Here is an 18,868-nt window from a genome sequence, read left to right on the forward strand (position 1 = left end):
TAAGCATTTAGCTACAAAGATAACAATTTCTATACCTGAAAAGAGTAGTGTTGCAATAGCCTTTTAAAAGGCAAAAGCTTCGCAGGAGCCTGTACATTCTAAACCTGCTACTATAAAATAAACTGTCCCCTTTTTAAAACTTATGGAAACAGAAAGCTGGTTTAAACTTAAAAAATATCCGCATATTGGTTTGCCAATTACTATATTCGATTATAGTTGGGCAAAAAAATATATAACAAATGATGAAAAAATAAGAACACATAGTTTTCTTCCTCTTATCCATAAATGCATTTCACAACGAAAATTTAGAGCTGATAATACAAGAGCTGATAAAACCAAGACAAACCGAAGATTTCGAATAAAAGATAAAAAAGATAGAAATATCTATTTTGCTTCTCATATTGACTCCTTAATCTATTCATATTACAATAGTATTTTAGTAGAATCATATGAAAATCATATGAAAGATAGAAATTTTAATGAATCAGTTGTTGCGTACAGAAAAATCCCATTGTACATCGGAGCTTGCAATAACAAATGTAATATTGATTTCGCAAAATCAACTTTTGAATTTATTAAAGAACACAATTCAGAATGTTTATCTGTCATTGTTGCAGATGTTACTTCTTTCTTTGACAATTTAGATCACAAAATAATAAAAAGACAATGGACTAAAATTTTAGGAAAAAGTACTTTGCCGCTAGATCATTACAATGTATTTAAATCTTTGACAAAAATAAAATATATTGAAGGTGAACAACTCTTCAATAGCTACAATAAGACAATGATTGTAGAACGTGGCATTCCAAATAATTCTAAAAAAAGAGAATTCAAAAGAATAAAAATAGAAAAATCGTATTTTTTTAAAGAAAAAAATGCTGTTACATATTGTGAAAAAGATGATTTTTTGAATAATAATTTAAACTTAATTATTTCAAAAAACAACAAATGTGGAATTCCACAAGGAAGCCCAATTAGTGCAACATTAGCAAATGTTTATATGCTAGATTTCGATCAAGTTGTCTATGATAAAGTGGTAAGTATTGGAGGTTTTTATCAAAGATATAGTGACGACCTTATTGTCATTTGCAAACAGAAATATGAAGACGAAATAATTAAATGTATTAGAGAAAACATAGAAAACACAAAAATTGCTAATCTTGAGATTCAACCAAAAAAAACAAAAGTGTATCGTTTCGAAAGTATTGATGGAAAGTTTAAAGGTTTCGAAATTGATGAAATAACTAAACATCCTAACTTCAACAAAACTCTTGAATATTTAGGATTTTCTTATGATGGTCAAAAAGTACTTATTAAAACTTCTGGATTTTCTAAATTTTATCGTTCAATGATAAAATCCTTTAAAAAATCTGCATCGTTGGCAAGAAATAGTAAAAATCCAGATAAAATGATTTTTAAATCAAGGCTTTACAAACGCTTCACACATAAAGGCTCAAAAAGAAAATTGATTTATAGACCATCAAAAGATGACAAAACAAAATATGTAGCGTCAAAAGAATATAGTTGGGGAAACTATTTGAGCTATGTTTATAAGTCCGAAAATACGATGCAAGAAATAAATGATTCAAGTTACATTAAAAGACAAAGTCGAAAAATGTGGAAAAACTTCAATCGTCTAATGAAAAAGTATGGATAAATTTCCGCTAAGTCTTCTTTCAAAGAAACATATGTGGCATAAATTGCGCAAACGTCTCTGATTTTGCGCCCACAATAAAGAGCGAATAATACAAAAAGAACAGCCAAATCCAATAACAAAAAAAGCCTGTACTGAACTTGTAAATTGTAATCAATTCAGTAATAACGCCTACCAATAATACGATTGTTTTTTAACAAGCTGATTTTTCAAAGAACAAATCTAAAATCTAATGCTAAAGGCGCCACTTGTGAACACAAAGAATAAAAAACACCCAGCTCCGCAAAGATTCAAAGAATAAATTTATCGTATACGCTGCGCAAACGTCTCTGACTTTTCTCTCCATAAAAAAACCTCCAAATAGCTTTTGACTTTTTTGGAGGCATTTCAAACCAATAAAAAATAGCCTTTTTTAAAGCGATTAGTTGAACTGTGCAGCCACATATTCAATTAAACTTTCATCATCCATTTTATTAGAAGTACTTTCTTTAGTCTCGACATTTTTATACTGTGGGGCCTCATTCATATATTTAATAAATTGCTCTTGAGCAGTACCAGTTCCTGTCACATGCAATTCATCAACATTTTGTATATGAGCCGTAATGTTTTTGAATAGTTTATGAAGTAAATCTCTTTCAGCATTGTTTGCTGCGTTTTCGCTTGAATTACGACCTTGTCCGTCAACTTTTTCGTGACCTAATATTACGAACTCCCCTGAATCTATATTTTCTCTTCCTACAATAGTTGCATGATGTGAATCCATCCAGACACCAAATTGTTTTTGTTTTTTTCTGACATTATTATATGTTTTTATATTAATACTTGTTTTTCATCCTAGCATAATTTCTAATTATTTAAATTCCTTTTACAGTTGTTCCTACTGCCAAAACAAAGAATCTAAGAAGCAAAAATAACCCAATACATTTGCAAAAATGTAATACAATTTTAAGCAATAATTTCATATTTCACACATTTCCAATGAACAAGCTGCAAAATTGTCTCTTTGCACCCACAATAATGATCTAATAATAACGTGAAGGTAAAGTGTTAAAGGCCTATTCTTTGGACAAAAAAGAAAAGTCATGCTGATTATGAATGGAATATCAAACGGAATAAACGTGTGAGCTTATACCATTAAAGGAACAACATAAAAAAGATTGACTTGATCGCAAATATGTTGCACTATTGCCGATTGCTTAGATTTACAATCCAGTCTCTTTTTATAAAAAACTAATTACAATCTAAATCAGCTATATTTACTTTATAATTAGAGGGGAACAACCCCGTTTGCCGGTTTTTAGGAAAACTGACGTTCAGTACTGGAAAATCTTACAACGGACAGAGAAAATAGTATAGAGATATGAAAAAAATAATTTTAGTAGCAGGGGCAACAGGTAATTTAGGACTAAAAATAGTAAAGGCTTTACTAAATAAAGATGCTGAAATACGTGTTATAGTTCGTTCGAACACTAACGTTGAAAAAATAAAAATACTTGAAAATTTAGGTATTAAAATCTTTACGGTAAATAGTTGGAATTTGGAAGAACTAAAAAATTCTTGTGATGGTGTTTCCTGCGTAGTTTCCGCTTTAGCCGGACTGCGTGAAGTGGTCATAGATGCCCAAAAAAAATTGTTAGATGCCGCCATAGCAGCGGGCGTCCCTCGTTTTATTCCATCAGACTATTCATTAGATTTCACCAAGTTCTCCTATGGTGAAAACAGGAACTTAGATTTGAGACGTGAATTTCACGAATACCTTGATAAAACTTCCATTACTGCAACTTCCATTTTTAACGGAGCTTTTACGGAATTGCTAATCGATGAAATGCCTATGATTCTCTTTAAGCAGAAAATGATTCTATATTGGGGCAATACTGATTACAAATTGGGCTTTACCACAATGGACAATACAGCAGAATTCACTGCAAATGTGGCTCTTGACTCAAAGACTCCCCGTTACCTTAGAATTGCAGGCGACCTAATAAGTCCGCGCGAATTAAAAGTAGTAGCTAGTGAGGTAACAGGTCAAAAATTTCACTTATTTAGACCTGGTGGAAAAAAGCTTCTTGCTATACTTATAAAAATTGCTCGAAAATTAGCACCAGGAAAAAAAGAGCTTTATCCTGCTTGGCAAGGAATGCAATACATGCACAATATGATAGATGAGCGTTCAAAAATAGCAAAGCTTGATAATAACCGTTATCCTGAAGTACAGTGGACAACGGTAAAAGATTTTCTATTCAAACATAAAGTATAGAAAAGTTCTTACTCCATTGCAACGTTAAGCCATTTAGCAAATAAAAAATCGATTACTGTTACAAGAAGATTTACTACAGTCCGAGTTTCGTGCTAATAATAATGAACAAATAATAACGGGAGTACAATGTATTAACAGGAAACAGTATTGGTTACAATATAAGGAGACATTATACAGGTTACTAAAATCTTGAATTGCGTATCCTGATCTCAGGGTTCTACTCTATATTTCTGAAAGCTGAAGTATTCGATTAATTCCTAAAATTCTCAAAAGAACAGCCCAAACCAATGCTAAAAAAAGCCTCGAAAAATAATTTTCGAGGCTTTTTAAGATTGTTATTTAAAATTGTAGCCCGTAGCGGAATCGAACCGCTCTTACATGGATGAAAACCATGCGTCCTAACCGATAGACGAACGGGCCCCGTTTTTCTATTTCGGGTGTAAAATTAGCACTATTTTTGAAATGCACAAACCCAAAATCAAAAACCTTCCAATAAAAACAGTCGGCAATGAACTTGAAAATTATAATCAATTGATCATTAAAACCTAACAAAAATAAGTGTACTTAATTTAAAGAAAGTTTCTTTTAGAATTAACTTAATAATTCAAACTCAATCCAAAACCCATTCCCATATCACTGTCATAATGCGTAGTAATTCCAAAATTTCTTTTTACAATATAACGTAAACCTGCCATGTATTCTTTGTCCGTATTCCACATTAAATTCATGCGCAATCTTTTGGAAACCGGAATATCCATGCGTTCAAATTGTAACCTGAAATTCCCGTCGGTGTAAACTTCTGCTTGTGCTTTGATGAGCATGGGCAAGGTATATTCGACTCCGGCACTAAAAACGGCACGATTGTCTTTGGTATTCGTTTGTCCAAAAAGATTTTCTTCCGTTGCTCCCATTTCCATTTTTCGATACCTCCAGTCAAAACCAATGAACGGCATCAGCCATTGCATTTTCCCAATGTATCGTCCAATGTGTGTTTCGGTTTCATATCCGTGATGATTTTTATACCCCAAACGCCATTCGGTACCAATACTCCAACGCGTGTTTTGAATCATCAGCATTCCATCGTTTCCATTGGTGGCAAAATCATTTTCGGCCATCACATGAAAAGCTCTGTCATCAGCGAATAATTTGCGTTGCGCTAATTTTGGATTTGGAATCAAAGGATTAGGCTCTTGATTTTCATAACTAAAAACCCTTCCCATTCCCGCCATCATGTGATAGAGAATGTGACAATGAAAAAACCAATCGCCTTTGACATTTGCATTAAACTCAATCGTATCAGTTTCCATCGGCATAATGTCAATTATGTTTTTCATGGGAGCAAACTCTTCCTGACCATTCAGGACTCTAAAATCATGTCCGTGTAAATGCATCGGGTGGCGCATCATGGAGCCATTGAAGAGTACAATTCGAACGTTCTCACCTTTTTTAATTAGAATTTTATCGGCTTCCGAAACTACTTTATTGTCCAGACTCCACACGTAGCGATTCATGTTTCCAGACAATTCAAACCGCAATTCTTTTACGGGTGCGTCTTTTGGTAAGGTTGTTTTAGTAGGTGATTTCAGCATGGCATAATTCAAAGTAGTAATGTCAGATAGCGCATTACTATTATAATCCTCCTCTGTCATTTTCATACCATCCATCTTCGGTGCAGTTTCCTCCATTTTCATTTTTCCCATATCATGAGACGAATGATCCATCTCTACTTCTTGTTGTGCTTCTTTTTTAGAATCTATAGGCCCCGTGATTTCAGGATACATCACTACATTCATGTCCATTTGATTCAGCGACATTTTCATACCCATATCATCTAAATCGCCATTCATTTTCATCATGCCGTTCATCATTTTCATCCCTTCAAAATATTTTAATTTTGGCAAAGGCGAAATCAATTGTTTCACACCGTCCCCAACATAAAACGAAGCGGATTTTGTCCGATCTTCAGAAGTTACTAAAAATTCAAAAGCGGTCTTCTCAGCAGGAATAGTTACCACAACATCATAGGTTTCGGATACGGCAACAATCAAACGATCCACTTCAACTGGCTCCACATCATTTCCATCACTGGCCACCACGGTTATTTTCCCACCGGCATACGTCAGCCAAAAATAGGTAGAGGCGCCGCCATTGGCAATCCGCAATCGCACTTTATCACCTGCTTTAAACTGCGAAAGTTGACTTTCATTTTTTCCATTAATTAGAAATTTATTGTAATACACATCGCTTACATCCATCGCATTCATTCGTTTCCATTCGTTGGCTACTTTGGTCTTAAAATGTCCCGCTTTAATGGCTTCTGCGTAGCTTTGTGTAGTTCCTTTTTGAATTGCAAACCAATCGGTTGCGTTGTGTAACATCCGATGGACATTTTTTGGATTTAAGTCCGTCCATTCACTCAAAATGATTGGCACCGTTGGTAAATCATCAATTCCTGCTCTAAAAGTTGGATCTTCGTTTCTCTTATTCATCACAAAAGAACCATACATTCCTATTTGCTCCTGCAAACCCGTATGGCTGTGGTACCAATGGGTTCCATGTTGAATAATTGGGAACGTATATTTGTGCACCGTATGGGGTTTGATTGGCATTTGAGTCAAATTGGGCACACCATCTTCTTTATTAGGCAAAAACAATCCGTGCCAGTGCAACGAAGTCTCTTCATCCAACTCATTATGCACATAAATTTCGGCAATATCGCCTTCGGTGAATGTGAGCGTTGGCATCGGAATTTGTCCGTTTACCGCTATTGCTCTTTTAGGCGTATCGCCAAAAGTGACAATGGTATCGCGAACATATAAATCATACCGAACGGTTCTAGGCGGTGCATTTTTCGCTGTTCTTTTAACGGGCTCCGCTTTCACTGTGCTGCTGTCTATAGGTGTAGCCACATGATTTTTATGCGCATCCGCACTTGCCGCTTTGGTTTGATTCACGCTGGTTCGCAACGGCATTTGCTTTTTAACAATTGCTTTTGGCGCTTGTTTTTTGGCAACTGCTTTTTTTACTGGTTTTGCTTTCTCTTTAATTAAATCCATCCCGCATTTGGGACATTTTCCAGGTTTATTCGCATGAATTTCTGGGTGCATCACACAAGTGTACGTTACAGGCTGTGTTTGAAAAATGGATGCTTTTCGGGAAATGGTAATTCTATTTTTATTTTCTGCTTTTGCAAAAGGAGAAATAAGCATCAGGAATACAAGTAGTAATATAGTACTTTTCATGTTTTTTTAATTTTCTAAGAAACTCTTAAATATTTTTTTTTAAAGTTTTAACCCACGCAATCGCAACGCATTCACAATTACGGAAACCGAACTGAAACTCATGGCCAAAGCCGCAATCATTGGCGAAAGCAACACCCCAAAAAAAGGATACAAAACACCTGCGGCAATTGGAATTCCCAACACATTATAGAAAAAGGCAAAGAATAAATTTTGTTTGATATTTCGCATTACCGCATGACTTAAATTTTTGGCTTTTACTATTCCTAGCAAATCGCCTTTCACCAACGTTATTTTTGCGCTTTCAATAGCGACATCCGTTCCGGTTCCCATGGCAATACCAATTTCGGCTTGCGCCAAAGCCGGAGCATCGTTAATTCCGTCACCTGCCATAGCCACAATTTTCCCTTCGGATTGCAATCGTTTAATTTCCTTGAGCTTGTCTTCTGGCAAACAACCCGCTTTAAACGAACTTAAATTCAATTGTGTAGCCACTGCTTTTGCCGTATTTTCATTATCTCCGGTAAGCATAATGACCTCAACACCCTGGCGCATCAATTCTTTTATCGCTTCAACACTTGTTGCTTTTATGGCATCGGTTATCGATACAAATCCCATCGCAATTCCGTCCACTGAAATATAAGAAACCGTTTTCCCCAGTTTTTGTTCGGCTGTGATTTGATTTTCCAGTTCTGCAGAAACCGTTGCATTCACTTGCTCCATCAATTTTTTATTTCCAAGAGCTACTTTTTTATTGGTAACTGTACCAATGACTCCTTTCCCGGAAATCGCTTCAAAACCGGTTACTTCGGTTAATGCAACTTCTTTCGCTTTCGCAAAATTGACTACGGCTTGCGCCAAAGGATGTTCGCTGTACTTATTTAAAGATGCCATGCTTTGCAACAACCTATCTTCGTCATTATTTATTGCAAATACTTTTTCAACCGAAGGTTTTCCTTCGGTGATTGTTCCTGTTTTATCGGTAATCAGCACATTTACTTTGTTCATATTTTCCAACGCTTCGGCATTTTTTATCAAAACTCCCGATTGTGCGCCTTTACCAACACCCACCATCACTGACATAGGTGTGGCCAATCCCAAAGCGCACGGACAGGCAATGATCAATACCGCAATAGCATTAATAAATCCATAAACCAATGCGGGTTCCGGTCCAAATCGTGCCCAAACAAAAAAGGTGATTACCGATACAAAAACAACAATTGGCACAAAATATTTAGCGATTTTATCCGCTAATTTTTGGATGGGTGCTTTAGACCTACTGGCAGTATTCACCATTTGTACAATTTGTGAAAGCAAGGTTTCCGAACCAACTCGTTCGGCAATCATCACAAAGGATTTGTTTCCGTTGATTGTTCCTGCGATAACGGAATCATCCCTTTTTTTATCAACGGGAATAGGCTCTCCTGAAATCATCGATTCATCAATCGTACTTCCGCCATCGGTAATTTTTCCATCCACCGGAATTTTATCTCCCGGTTTTACCCGCAACAAATCTCCTTTTTTGATGTCGTGAATGGAGATTATTGTATCAGCTCCGTCGATAACCAAAGTGGCTTCGGTAGGTGCTAATTTCAACAATTCTTTTATGGCGCCACTGGTTCGACTGTGCGCTCCGGCTTCTAATAACTGACCTAATAAAACCAAAGTTAATATGACTGTTGTTGCTTCAAAATAGAGTGAAACCGTTCCGTTATGGTTTTTAAACTCCTCAGGGAAAATCTCAGGGAAGAACATTCCGATTAAACTAAATAAGAACGCCACTCCTGTACCAATTCCGATTAGCGTAAACATATTGAGATTCCAAGTACTGATGGATTTCCAAGCGCGCTCAAAAAACATCCAGCACGCATAAAAAACTACAGGAAGCGATACAATTAGTTGTACCCAATTCCATTTTGAAGCATCCATCATTTTCAGTAATGGATTATTCGGAATCATATCTGACATGGCAATAATGAAAATAGGAACCGTAAAAACCACTGCTATTTTCATTTTACGCACCAAGTCTTTGTACACCTTATTTTCTTCAGAATCGGTAGGTTGCATTGGCACTAAATCCATTCCACAAATAGGGCAAGAACCGGGGCCTTCTTTGATTACTTCGGGATGCATGGGACACGTGTACATTCCTTTACTATTTGCCAATGCTACTTCTTTGACCAAATCCATTCCGCAAACGGGGCAACTTCCTGGCTTATCATAGACTTTTTCGCCCTCACAATGCATCGGGCAATAGTATTTGCCTTGCGCATTACTGGGTAAAGTAACTATAGATTTCTCTTGCGGTTTATCCGAACTGCAACAGGATTTTTCCATTGGCTTTTCAGTTGTTTCATGAGAATCAACCCCATTATTCATTGCTATTGTATAATTTCCGGCAGCTGTCAATGCCTCTTGCAATTGAGCAGTGGGAATATGTTCATCCATTGTTATCGTTGCCATTGGTGGATCCAAAGTAACTGTTGCTTGAATTCCATCGATAGCATTCAATGTTTTTTCGACTTTGGAACGACAACCGTCGCAAGACATTCCGATAATTGAATACGTATGTTTCATTTAACTGTGTATAAAACCAACCTTACACTTTTTTGGAGTGTACGATTGATTCGATTAAATACGGCAAACTGTTATTTTTTTACTTCCATTACAGGAACAGGCTCCGTTAATTTCATTCCGCATTTTGAACATTTATCATTTAAATTACCTTGAACTTCAGGATGCATCGAACAAGCATAGGTTTTAGCATTATTTTTCAATTCTATTGAATCATTGCTCATCTTAGTACCGTCAGAACTTTTCATTGTTGAAGTATCGTTCATCATAGGAGAATCATTTGTTGAATTTTCTTTGTTCTTTTGGTTACAAGAAACCATTACTACAGCCGCTATTAGGGCTAAAAAAAATATTTTTTTCATAGTTTTATCTTATTAATTACACATTAATTTTACTCTCAAAATATACAAAAAACACTTACCAAAAAATTGGATAATAATGCATTTAAATTGTATAATTCCCATTATTTCAATTAGATAACGTCTTGTATTACCCGACCACAACTCAACATCTCAGCCCCAAAATATGGATTCTTAATTTCCTTGATTTCGCTTATCCAATACCCATCTTTACCTTCGTTGTACATTGGGCAATAATCCTGATATAATTTTTGTTTTGTACCAAAGGTTTTTATCAAATTTACCATCTCTTTGCTCAGCAAAGCAAAATGCACTCTTTGCTGATCTATTTTACCGGCGTTATCTCCAATATGTTGCGTGTGCTGTTTTGCATCCTTGGTAATATCTAGATATTGAGCTTTTAATTTTGGCTCTATACTACTGGTATTTAAGTTATTAATTGCAGTATATAATACTTTTCCAGCAGTGGCAGCTCCTTTAGAATCATCTTTCACTAATGCATTTTTAAGCCGTAAATAGCTACTAACTATTTCATCAGTTACTACAGAAGATCCAGCAACTGTTGTAGGTGTCGCTACTTTAGTTACCGTTTTTACATCAACAGCAGTAGAGCTATTCGGCTCTATTTTTGAGACTGACACTACTTTCTCACTTAGTTCCATACCACACTCTGAACATTCTGCTGCTTTTTTCCCTGTAACTTTGGGATGCATAGGACACGCATATAATGCAGAACCCGTTTTCGTTATTGTTGATGCACCAATTGCTGCTTCTTTATTTTTCTCGTTACACGAAATTAAGAGTATCGCTAGTGTAACTATTGATAGGATTGTATTTCTCATTTTATAAATTATTATTTCGTTATTCATTGTTTTTTCAAAGACCGTATTTTATTGTGAAACATTAAAAAAGGTATATTCCAGTTTTAAATAAAATCCATTAGGATCCGAACGAAGCATCGAACTATACAGTTCCTTTTTATAGGCCACATCCACTCTTGCCTGACTGTTAATTATAAACTGTATGGAAGGCACCACATCAAGATAGGAGCGTCCATTGTCCGATAGCGTTTGCCCTACAAACTCCACCATTGCATTCACGTTCGTTTGTTTGAAACTGGTATATTTCTTTGGATACATCAACCTTCCAAATGAAAGCGAGTAGTTTATAGCATTACTGCTCTGAAACAACGGGAAATTGTAATCCGGTTTATTGTCTAATGCTTTCTCAAAGCTGATTGTCGAACTAATCGCTGTTTTTTTGATTAATTGAGTAAAAATCAAACCCGTTTCATAACCCGAATTATTCCCCATTGTTTCAATTTCTTCTTGGCGAATAATCGAATTATTCCGGCTGTACCTTCCAAAAACTGCCATTCGAAAATGACTCTGGATATCATCAACAGAAAAAAAGCGGTACTTAGCATACAAACTGCCACCTTCGGCAGTAAATTGATTGCTACTGTTGCTTAAATATGCAGCTGCATGGACCATTAAATTTCTATTTACTCCCCACATTATTTCTGGCGATACTTGGTAACCATAGCCGGACCGGAAATTCTCTCTCATAAATGACTGTCCTAATCGTATTCCTACAGAACCTGTTGGCATATTACTTGCCGGTTCAGTAACTACAAATAACTCTTGTGCCTGTACTTGAAAAGAGAACATGCACAGGAAAACAAAACGCAAATAGTTCATATTAGATTGTTTTCAAATGAAAGTCGTTTTCATTCCCTGCAGCATAACTGGCATATCTTGAAAATGATTTTTCTAATTTTTTGTACTCTTTTTGCGTCACATACCCTTTGTCTAAGACTTGCACTCTAGTTGTTTCATTCCCGATTTTTGATTTAGAATCAACAAAAATAAACGTTGCATTTTCTTTTTTAACGACAAGGTTATCTTCAATTTTTAAATTGTCAAACTCCATTGTCAAGACCATCGAACCTATAAAGAATCCCGCTTTTTCCACGCTGTTTTTTAATACTTTTGGGCTTAATGAATTATTTTTCTTTAAAACAACGGTGAATGTATTGGTATTTAAATCCGTAGCAACGCTCTCCACTTCGGGCATGGCTTTCAATTGTTTGTTTATTGCATTGGAACACATTGAACAAGTCAATCCAGTGGCAATTATTTCGGCTTTTGCGATTTGAGAATAGGATTTTAGGCTGGTAATCAAAATGAAACAAGCTAAAAGGATGAATTTTAAATTTATATTTTTCATGTTCTTTATTTTTTTATTTGTGCTATTATTTCTTCCTCTGTCGGATTAATGGCTACTAATTTCCCAGAGGCATCAAACAAATACGAATTAGGCAATTCTTCTACCCCAAAAAGTACTGCTGATGCAGCATCAAAACCTTTGGCATCAATCAATTGCTCATACCCCAATTTATCTTTTTGAATAGCATTCCTCCATTTTGTTGCATCAGTATCAAGTGAAATGCCAACAATTTCGAAATTTTCGCTTTTATGTGAATTATAAAAAGGAACTAACTTTTTATTAGCCAGTCTACAGGGTGCGCACCAAGAAGCCCAGAAATCAATTAAGACCGTTTTCCCCTTCATAGAAGTCAAACTTATTGTTGTCTCTTTATTATTTTTAAGCTGTAAATCTGGCAAATTAGCCCCAATTTTTAGTTGAGCAGTCGCAGTTGAAACACTAACTATTAAACTGAATAGCAAAATTGTATTTTTGATTGTATTTTTCATTATATCTTTTTTTGAAATAATTATTTAATGGTCTCCACCGTTTTTCCACAAGTCATCATTTGAGAACCGTAATAGGGATTCTTGACTGCATTCTCTTTACTCAACCAGTTGGCACCTTTGCCTCCATTGGCCATAGGGCAAAGCTGAAGATACACCGGAGTTTCATATTTAGCCACTTTTATCAATTCATACATCGATTTTGAAAAAGGAATAAAAAACTCCCTTTGACGTTTGATATCTCCTGTCTCGGAAATATTTCTGGTATTGGCCATTACACTTTTCATTTCTTTCATCCAAACGATATGAACATCCATTGCAAGTTCCTCCATTTTCACTGCATTTAAGGCAGTCAAAACATCTTTCGCTACTGTTGAAGCAGCTTTACCATCTGTTTTTACCAATGCATCTTTCAATACAAAATAGGCATCAAAAACAACTTTTAATTTAGTATCTACTTGATCTTTTACCACTGCAACAGTGGTAGTACTCGCGTGGTTTGCATGCATTTGTGTAGCTGTACTTTCTCTTTTAATTTCTGGTGTAGCGGCTACTTTAGCTTCTCTTTCATATTGACAACATCCATGTAAAGTATCATAAACAGCATCCGGAGCAAGAAATTTTTCACTGTCGTAGCCTGCTAAAGCAATGCGTTTCAAGATTTCGTCCTGACTTGTTTTTGTGGGATCGTACGTAAGTATTGCCATTTTAGTGTCTTTATTCCAGGCTACTTTGGCACGGTTTTTAAAATTTCCAGCAGTTTCGATCGTTGTTTTACACATGTCACAGTTCCCGTATATTTTTACCGTTTCTGTAGTAGCATTTTTAATCTGCGCGCTTGCACCTGTAACTGATAGCAATAGTACTATTGCCATCAATATTCTTTTTATTGAGTTCATTGTATCGTAATTTGGAAGTGAGTCAGTCGCAAAAAATATTAAAAAAATAGCACTTTATACTATGTTTTAAATGAATGTGACTTAAAAATTAATGATTGTAAAGCATATAATGCTTTGAAGCAGACAGTTTTTTGGCTGTCACAGAAGGAATTTAGCTTATTTTAGGTGGAAGCCAAATAGAACGGAAATCAGAAGAAATAAAGATTTCTGAGTAATAATAATTTTGTTTTTCAGTAGAAAAATGAAAAAGTTGATGATTCAAGTCACTGTAGGAGAACGAAGTCCAACCCAAATATAGAATTGAACTGCAAGTAATATTTTTACAAGCGCCATTGCAACCTTCATGGGATTTCTCTTTTGAAGACTGTGCTTTTTTACAACATTCTTTTTTATCTTTTTCTGAAGAATACTCTTTTTTACAACATGCCTTATCGATTTTTGCTCCACAGGCAAAAGCGATGCTAGGAGTCATAAAGAACCCAAGCACAACTAGTAACACTATGTAAAACTTTCTAGACATCGTATTGTTTTGTAAAGTACAAAGATATTCATCGAACGCTAATTCTAAATTAATTCAATCACAAATACGTGTTAAAATTAATAAATTATTTTCCTTCCCCTAATATCCCATTCATTATGGACTGTAATACGGACAGGATAATGCTAAAAAACAGGGCAGTCCAAAACGTATCTACGCTAAATCCACCAACAATTTTAGTACATAACAAAATCATTAACGCATTAATGACCAGTAAAAACAATCCCAAAGTAATAATTGTAACCGGCAATGTAAGTATAACTAATATTGGTTTGATAAATATATTAAGTAACCCTAGAACAATCGCTACGATTAATGCTGTGGTAAATCCTGCTACACGAACACCAGGCATAAAGTTAGCAATTAGCAATACTAAGCCCGAAGTGATAAGAATTTTGATTAGTAAATTCATGAATTTTTATTTTTAAATTTCAATAAATGTAGTAAAAATTTAAAAATATACCGTTTATTTCAAAAAAGAAGTCACTTTCTGATAAAACTCTGACGGGTTTTCGGCATGAAGCCAATGCCCAGCGTTTGGAATCGTTTCGATGCTTGAATTCGGAAAATGCTGTTTTATACTTTCGAAATCGCTGTCCAGAATATAATTTGATTTTCCGCCACGCAGGAACAATGTTGGCTTTTCAAAAATAAATTTTTGAGGCAACGGAATTCCTATCGCCTCCATTTTTTTATTGAAAACGGCCAAATTAAACCGGAAGGCCAGTTGTCCCGGTTCTTGCCAATACAAGTTTTTCATTAAGAATTGTCTGGTTCCAAAATCAGGAATAAATTCTTCTAGAATTTCTTCAACAGCACTTCGGCTTGGTTTTTTTGAAAAATCAACAGCATTCAGTCCTGCCAAAATATCTTGGTGGTGTTGTGGATAAAATTTGGGACCAATATCAGCCACAATTAATTTATCAACTAATTCCGGATGTGAAGCTGCCAAAAGCATGGCTACTTTGCCACCCATAGAATGCCCTATAATATTTATGTTTTTTAAATTATGATCTTGACAATATTCGTAAACATCCTGCGTCATGATTTCATAACTAAATTCTTCGGAATGCAAGCTTCGCCCGTGGTTGCGTAAATCGAGAATATGAACCTGAAAATCAGCAGCAAATTGTGTTCCAAGTGTTTTCCAATTATCGGACATTCCCAAGAATCCATGCAGGATTAAAAGCGGTTGCCCTGAGCCTTCTATTTTTGAAAAAAGCATATGATTTTAGATTATAACGTTATCCTTTTAATTATAAACCATTAAGAAATTAAGGATAGTAAGCTTTAGACTTAATCCATCTTAATTTGTTAATGGTTTAAAAAAACTATTTTAATTTTTGCAAATACATATTGACCACATTGTCTAATCCCAGATAAATAGCTTCCGAAATCAAGGCGTGACCGATGGAAACTTCGAGTAGTCCTGGAATATTTTGTTTAAAAAACTGAATGTTATCCAAGCTCAAATCGTGACCTGCGTTGATCCCCAACCCTAATTCATTGGCTAAAACAGCTGACTCAGTATACGGTTTTATTCCATTTAAATTTCCTAAACTGTATTGATGTGCAAATGCTTCTGTATACAATTCGATTCTTTCGGTTCCAATTTTTTTCGCACCTTCAATCATTTCGAGAACAGGATCTACAAAAATGGAAGTTCGGATTCCGTTGCGTTGAAATTCCTGAACGATTTCAGTCAAATAAGATGCATGCTTTAGGGTATCCCAACCCGCATTTGAGGTTATTGCATCAATAGCATCCGGAACCAATGTGACTTGTGTTGGTTTTATTTCCAGAACCAGATCGATAAAGGTTTTCTCTGGATTACCTTCTATATTGTATTCGGTATAAACGATTGACTTTAAATCTCGGGCATCTTGATAGCGAATGTGGCGTTCGTCGGGACGTGGGTGTATCGTGATTCCTTCGGCACCAAACTTCTGGATATCAGTAGCCACTTTTAATAAATTGGGGACATTTCCTCCACGAGCATTACGTAAAGTAGCGATTTTATTGATGTTTACACTTAACTTTGTCATTAGAACACTTTTTGATTTTGATACTTGTATTTTCGTTGAGCAAAAATACAAAGTAAAATCTAGGAGTTTTTGCTTATTTTTGATTATTTTGCATCGAATATTGAGGACTGATTTATGACAGAAATTACAGAGTATATTACCACCGATTTTAAAGCAATTGACAGCCATGATTCTATTGCGGCAGTTCAAGACTTTTTTAGTGAACTACACTTTTCCCATTTTCCCGTTCTGGAAGAGGGAATATATATTGGTAGTATTGCATCCGAAGATATCGAAACTTTCGACAGTGCTAAAAAAGTAGCCGATTACAGGTTCACTCTGGAAGGTTTTTTTACCAGAACCAATACCATTTGGCTGGATGTTTTGGAAGTATTTGCAAAAAATCACACCAACTTGGTTCCTGTTTTAGATGAAAATAATAAATACGTGGGGTATTATGAAATTGAAGATATCATGAAATTTTTTCATGAAACTCCATTTTTAAAAGAACCGGGCGGAATAATTGTTGTTAAAAAACCAATTTTAGATTATTCAATGAGCCAAATCACTCAAATTGTAGAAAGTAATAATGGTAAGCTTTTGGGTTTGTTCATTTCTGAAGCAGATGTAGAAAGCGTAGAAATAACGATGAAAATAACGTTGGGTGCAATGAACGAAATCATCCAGACATTCAGAAGATACAATTATGATATCCTATCAGAACATCAGGAAGACAACTACATCAATAATCTAAAGGAACGTTCCGAATACTTAGACAAATACCTTAATATCTAAACAAAAATGAGAAAATTTGTTGATTCAGTTATCCGCAACAACATTTTTAAAGGAATAAGCAATCAAATTAAAGATTAAACAATAAAATGAAAGTAGCTATTTACGGCCAATATTATCAAAATAGTACGGAGCCTATTATAAACGACATCTTTGTGTTTTTCAACAAGAACAATGTGGAGATGATTATTGAGTCTCAATTCCTGTTGATGCTTAATGAACGTAAAATTGTTGAAAAAAAATATCAAACTTTCACTTCACATACTGAGCTTGATTCTAGTTTTGACATGCTCATCAGCATTGGTGGTGACGGAACCATCTTGAGAGCAGCTACGTTGGTCCGTGATTCTGGAGTTCCTATTTTAGGAATAAATGCAGGAAGACTCGGTTTTTTAGCAACCGTTCAAAAAGAGAATATTGCAGAATTTATGCAATTTGTCATTGAAAAAAAATATACAATTTCTAAAAGAGCCTTATTAAGCTTGACTTGCTCACCGCCAAATGAATCTATTGAAGAAATTAATTTTGCGATGAACGAAATTACGGTTAGCCGTAAAGACACGACTTCGATGATTACTATAGACACCTACTTAAATGATGAATTTTTGAATTCCTATTGGGCAGATGGTCTAATTATCTCCACACCTACTGGATCTACTGGATATTCCTTGAGTTGCGGCGGTCCTATTTTGACCCCAGATGTAAAAAGTTTGGTTATCACCCCTATTGCTCCTCATAACCTTACGGCCAGACCACTTGTGGTTCCCGATGAAACCGAAATTCGGCTGAAAGTTTCGGGAAGAGAAGAAAATTATTTGGTTTCACTCGATTCCAGAGTTACGTCAGTAATAAACGATTCTATTCTAATTTTAAAGAAAACACCTTTTCAAATCAACATGGTCGAAATTCCAGAAGAAACCTTTTTGAAAACACTTCGCAGCAAATTACTTTGGGGAGAAGACAAGAGAAATTAAATCATTTTCTCGAAAGACTATACGATTTCATCAGATTTTGCCGTTTTAGTAACACTAATAGCCATTTAGTGTTGCTTAATGTACTAATTATTAAAAAAACACACATTTAACTGAATGGGTATTGAATCGTATTGATAATTCTTATATTTGCACGCAATTTTTGATTTAATGAACAAACTTCTTTATTTATTTTTCTGCTTATTCCTTACAATAGGTGCACAAGCTCAGATCCATGAGGTTGGTGTTTTTTTAGGCGGAAGCAATTACATTGGTGATGTAGGCCCAACGACCTATATAGAGCCCAACGAACCTGCCTTTGGTTTGTTGTACAAATGGAATAAAAGCCCAAGACATTCCTATCGTTTTTCATACACTCAGTCTAAAATCACATCCAATGATTTAGATTCAAAAGAAGCTAGCAGAAACCAAAGAGGCTATCATTTTGAAAACAATTTAAAAGAACTATCTTTAGGCCTTGAATTCAATTTTTTTGATTTTAACCTCCATGAATCGAGTACTAAAATTACTCCTTATGTCTTTTCTGGTATAAATTATTTTCTGAGTAAGTATACCTTAACAGATACTCAAACAGGAATATCTGTAGAGGGAAGAGCAGAAAGAAAAAAATCAATAGCAATACCTATGATTGTAGGAATCAAATCAAATATATCCCCTAATTTGATATTGGCATTAGAAACGGGAGCACGATATACTTTGACGGATAATTTAGATGGAAGTAATAATCAAAATTTTGGAAATATAAATAATAATGATTGGTATGTATTTTCAGGAGTTACACTCACGTACACTTTTGGAAACAAGCCCTGTTATTGTGCAGAATAAA

The 18,868-nt window shown here is 35.2% G+C and carries 18 protein-coding genes and 1 tRNA gene; 5 read left to right on the top strand and 14 right to left on the bottom strand.

The features are described 5' to 3' along the window. Positions 1–142: 142 nt before the first annotated feature. Complete coding sequence (locus tag ACNQF9_RS02185; RefSeq protein WP_417989548.1) at positions 143–1,657, top strand: reverse transcriptase domain-containing protein; 1,515 nt, start codon at positions 143–145, stop codon at positions 1,655–1,657. A gap of 418 nt (positions 1,658–2,075) precedes the next feature. Here the strand turns inward: ACNQF9_RS02185 and ACNQF9_RS02190 are convergent, their stop codons facing one another. Next, positions 2,076–2,417, bottom strand: coding sequence for a hypothetical protein (locus ACNQF9_RS02190; RefSeq protein ID WP_417989549.1), 342 nt, complete (start codon positions 2,415–2,417; stop codon positions 2,076–2,078). Between the two features lie 597 nt (positions 2,418–3,014). Between ACNQF9_RS02190 and ACNQF9_RS02195 the strand changes: the two genes are divergently transcribed. Beyond that, positions 3,015–3,911, top strand: coding sequence for an NmrA family NAD(P)-binding protein (locus ACNQF9_RS02195; RefSeq protein WP_417989550.1), 897 nt, complete (start codon positions 3,015–3,017; stop codon positions 3,909–3,911). Between the two features lie 348 nt (positions 3,912–4,259). Here ACNQF9_RS02195 and ACNQF9_RS02200 read toward each other — a convergent pair. The 13 genes from ACNQF9_RS02200 to ACNQF9_RS02260 all read right to left on the bottom strand — a co-directional run bounded on the left by ACNQF9_RS02200 (position 4,260) and on the right by ACNQF9_RS02260 (position 16,279). Next, a tRNA-Glu gene (locus ACNQF9_RS02200) sits at positions 4,260–4,331 on the bottom strand. A gap of 176 nt (positions 4,332–4,507) precedes the next feature. Beyond that, entirely contained in the window at positions 4,508–7,153 is a 2,646-nt protein-coding gene (locus ACNQF9_RS02205) for a multicopper oxidase domain-containing protein (protein WP_417989551.1), read from the bottom strand. 39 nt (positions 7,154–7,192) lie between these two features. After that, a complete protein-coding gene (locus ACNQF9_RS02210) occupies positions 7,193–9,727 on the bottom strand; it encodes a heavy metal translocating P-type ATPase (protein ID WP_417989552.1) in 2,535 nt (844 codons plus the stop codon). A 71-nt stretch (positions 9,728–9,798) separates the two neighbouring features. After that, complete coding sequence (locus ACNQF9_RS02215) at positions 9,799–10,086, bottom strand: heavy metal-binding domain-containing protein (RefSeq protein WP_417989553.1); 288 nt, start codon at positions 10,084–10,086, stop codon at positions 9,799–9,801. Positions 10,087–10,196: 110 nt separating this feature from the next. Continuing rightward, positions 10,197–10,925 carry a DUF3347 domain-containing protein gene (locus tag ACNQF9_RS02220; RefSeq protein WP_417989554.1) on the bottom strand — a complete coding sequence of 243 codons (729 nt, stop codon included), beginning with the start codon at positions 10,923–10,925 and terminating at the stop codon, positions 10,197–10,199. Between the two features lie 48 nt (positions 10,926–10,973). After that, positions 10,974–11,783: a hypothetical protein gene (locus ACNQF9_RS02225; protein WP_417989555.1), complete on the bottom strand. Its 810-nt coding sequence runs from the start codon at positions 11,781–11,783 to the stop codon at positions 10,974–10,976. A 1-nt stretch (position 11,784) separates the two neighbouring features. Further along, positions 11,785–12,312: a heavy-metal-associated domain-containing protein gene (locus tag ACNQF9_RS02230; RefSeq protein WP_417989556.1), complete on the bottom strand. Its 528-nt coding sequence runs from the start codon at positions 12,310–12,312 to the stop codon at positions 11,785–11,787. A gap of 5 nt (positions 12,313–12,317) precedes the next feature. Then, positions 12,318–12,800: a TlpA family protein disulfide reductase gene (locus ACNQF9_RS02235; protein WP_417989557.1), complete on the bottom strand. Its 483-nt coding sequence runs from the start codon at positions 12,798–12,800 to the stop codon at positions 12,318–12,320. Positions 12,801–12,820: 20 nt separating this feature from the next. Beyond that, on the bottom strand, positions 12,821–13,696 hold the full coding sequence (locus tag ACNQF9_RS02240) for a DUF3347 domain-containing protein (RefSeq protein WP_417989558.1): 876 nt from the start codon (positions 13,694–13,696) through the stop codon (positions 12,821–12,823). A gap of 151 nt (positions 13,697–13,847) precedes the next feature. Next, the gene (locus ACNQF9_RS02245) at positions 13,848–14,216 is read right to left on the bottom strand and encodes a hypothetical protein (RefSeq protein ID WP_417989559.1); all 369 of its coding nucleotides are present in this window, start codon (positions 14,214–14,216) and stop codon (positions 13,848–13,850) included. Positions 14,217–14,301: 85 nt separating this feature from the next. Then, positions 14,302–14,646: a phage holin family protein gene (locus ACNQF9_RS02250; RefSeq protein WP_131990228.1), complete on the bottom strand. Its 345-nt coding sequence runs from the start codon at positions 14,644–14,646 to the stop codon at positions 14,302–14,304. Positions 14,647–14,700: 54 nt separating this feature from the next. Then, the gene (locus ACNQF9_RS02255; protein WP_417989560.1) at positions 14,701–15,459 is read right to left on the bottom strand and encodes an alpha/beta fold hydrolase; all 759 of its coding nucleotides are present in this window, start codon (positions 15,457–15,459) and stop codon (positions 14,701–14,703) included. A gap of 106 nt (positions 15,460–15,565) precedes the next feature. Beyond that, positions 15,566–16,279 (bottom strand): pyridoxine 5'-phosphate synthase, encoded by a 714-nt coding sequence (locus ACNQF9_RS02260; protein WP_417958636.1) that lies wholly within the window; start codon positions 16,277–16,279, stop codon positions 15,566–15,568. Between the two features lie 114 nt (positions 16,280–16,393). Between ACNQF9_RS02260 and ACNQF9_RS02265 the strand changes: the two genes are divergently transcribed. From ACNQF9_RS02265 to porG, 3 genes are all read left to right on the top strand, one after another. Beyond that, complete coding sequence (locus ACNQF9_RS02265; RefSeq protein WP_417989561.1) at positions 16,394–17,053, top strand: CBS domain-containing protein; 660 nt, start codon at positions 16,394–16,396, stop codon at positions 17,051–17,053. 86 nt (positions 17,054–17,139) lie between these two features. Beyond that, on the top strand, positions 17,140–18,024 hold the full coding sequence (locus ACNQF9_RS02270; RefSeq protein ID WP_417958638.1) for an NAD kinase: 885 nt from the start codon (positions 17,140–17,142) through the stop codon (positions 18,022–18,024). A 168-nt stretch (positions 18,025–18,192) separates the two neighbouring features. Continuing rightward, positions 18,193–18,867, top strand: a complete 675-nt coding sequence (gene porG / locus ACNQF9_RS02275) for a type IX secretion system protein PorG (protein ID WP_417958639.1) — start codon at positions 18,193–18,195, stop codon at positions 18,865–18,867. Position 18,868 lies beyond the last annotated feature (1 nt).

This window comes from Flavobacterium amylolyticum (genome assembly GCF_048284335.1).
Classification (GTDB): domain Bacteria; phylum Bacteroidota; class Bacteroidia; order Flavobacteriales; family Flavobacteriaceae; genus Flavobacterium.

Excerpts from the sequence above, each read along its gene's own strand:
- ACNQF9_RS02185 (WP_417989548.1), top strand. The coding sequence starts at position 143 with ATGGAAACAGAAAGCTGGTTTAAACTTAAAAAATATCCGCATATTGGT.
- ACNQF9_RS02190 (WP_417989549.1), bottom strand. The coding sequence starts at position 2,417 with ATGGATTCACATCATGCAACTATTGTAGGAAGAGAAAATATAGATTCA.
- ACNQF9_RS02195 (WP_417989550.1), top strand. The coding sequence starts at position 3,015 with ATGAAAAAAATAATTTTAGTAGCAGGGGCAACAGGTAATTTAGGACTA.
- ACNQF9_RS02205 (WP_417989551.1), bottom strand. The coding sequence starts at position 7,153 with ATGAAAAGTACTATATTACTACTTGTATTCCTGATGCTTATTTCTCCT.
- ACNQF9_RS02210 (WP_417989552.1), bottom strand. The coding sequence starts at position 9,727 with ATGAAACATACGTATTCAATTATCGGAATGTCTTGCGACGGTTGTCGT.
- ACNQF9_RS02215 (WP_417989553.1), bottom strand. The coding sequence starts at position 10,086 with ATGAAAAAAATATTTTTTTTAGCCCTAATAGCGGCTGTAGTAATGGTT.
- ACNQF9_RS02220 (WP_417989554.1), bottom strand. The coding sequence starts at position 10,925 with ATGAGAAATACAATCCTATCAATAGTTACACTAGCGATACTCTTAATT.
- ACNQF9_RS02225 (WP_417989555.1), bottom strand. The coding sequence starts at position 11,783 with ATGAACTATTTGCGTTTTGTTTTCCTGTGCATGTTCTCTTTTCAAGTA.
- ACNQF9_RS02230 (WP_417989556.1), bottom strand. The coding sequence starts at position 12,312 with ATGAAAAATATAAATTTAAAATTCATCCTTTTAGCTTGTTTCATTTTG.
- ACNQF9_RS02235 (WP_417989557.1), bottom strand. The coding sequence starts at position 12,800 with ATGAAAAATACAATCAAAAATACAATTTTGCTATTCAGTTTAATAGTT.
- ACNQF9_RS02240 (WP_417989558.1), bottom strand. The coding sequence starts at position 13,696 with ATGAACTCAATAAAAAGAATATTGATGGCAATAGTACTATTGCTATCA.
- ACNQF9_RS02245 (WP_417989559.1), bottom strand. The coding sequence starts at position 14,216 with ATGTCTAGAAAGTTTTACATAGTGTTACTAGTTGTGCTTGGGTTCTTT.
- ACNQF9_RS02250 (WP_131990228.1), bottom strand. The coding sequence starts at position 14,646 with ATGAATTTACTAATCAAAATTCTTATCACTTCGGGCTTAGTATTGCTA.
- ACNQF9_RS02255 (WP_417989560.1), bottom strand. The coding sequence starts at position 15,459 with ATGCTTTTTTCAAAAATAGAAGGCTCAGGGCAACCGCTTTTAATCCTG.
- ACNQF9_RS02260 (WP_417958636.1), bottom strand. The coding sequence starts at position 16,279 with ATGACAAAGTTAAGTGTAAACATCAATAAAATCGCTACTTTACGTAAT.
- ACNQF9_RS02265 (WP_417989561.1), top strand. The coding sequence starts at position 16,394 with ATGACAGAAATTACAGAGTATATTACCACCGATTTTAAAGCAATTGAC.
- ACNQF9_RS02270 (WP_417958638.1), top strand. The coding sequence starts at position 17,140 with ATGAAAGTAGCTATTTACGGCCAATATTATCAAAATAGTACGGAGCCT.
- porG (WP_417958639.1), top strand. The coding sequence starts at position 18,193 with ATGAACAAACTTCTTTATTTATTTTTCTGCTTATTCCTTACAATAGGT.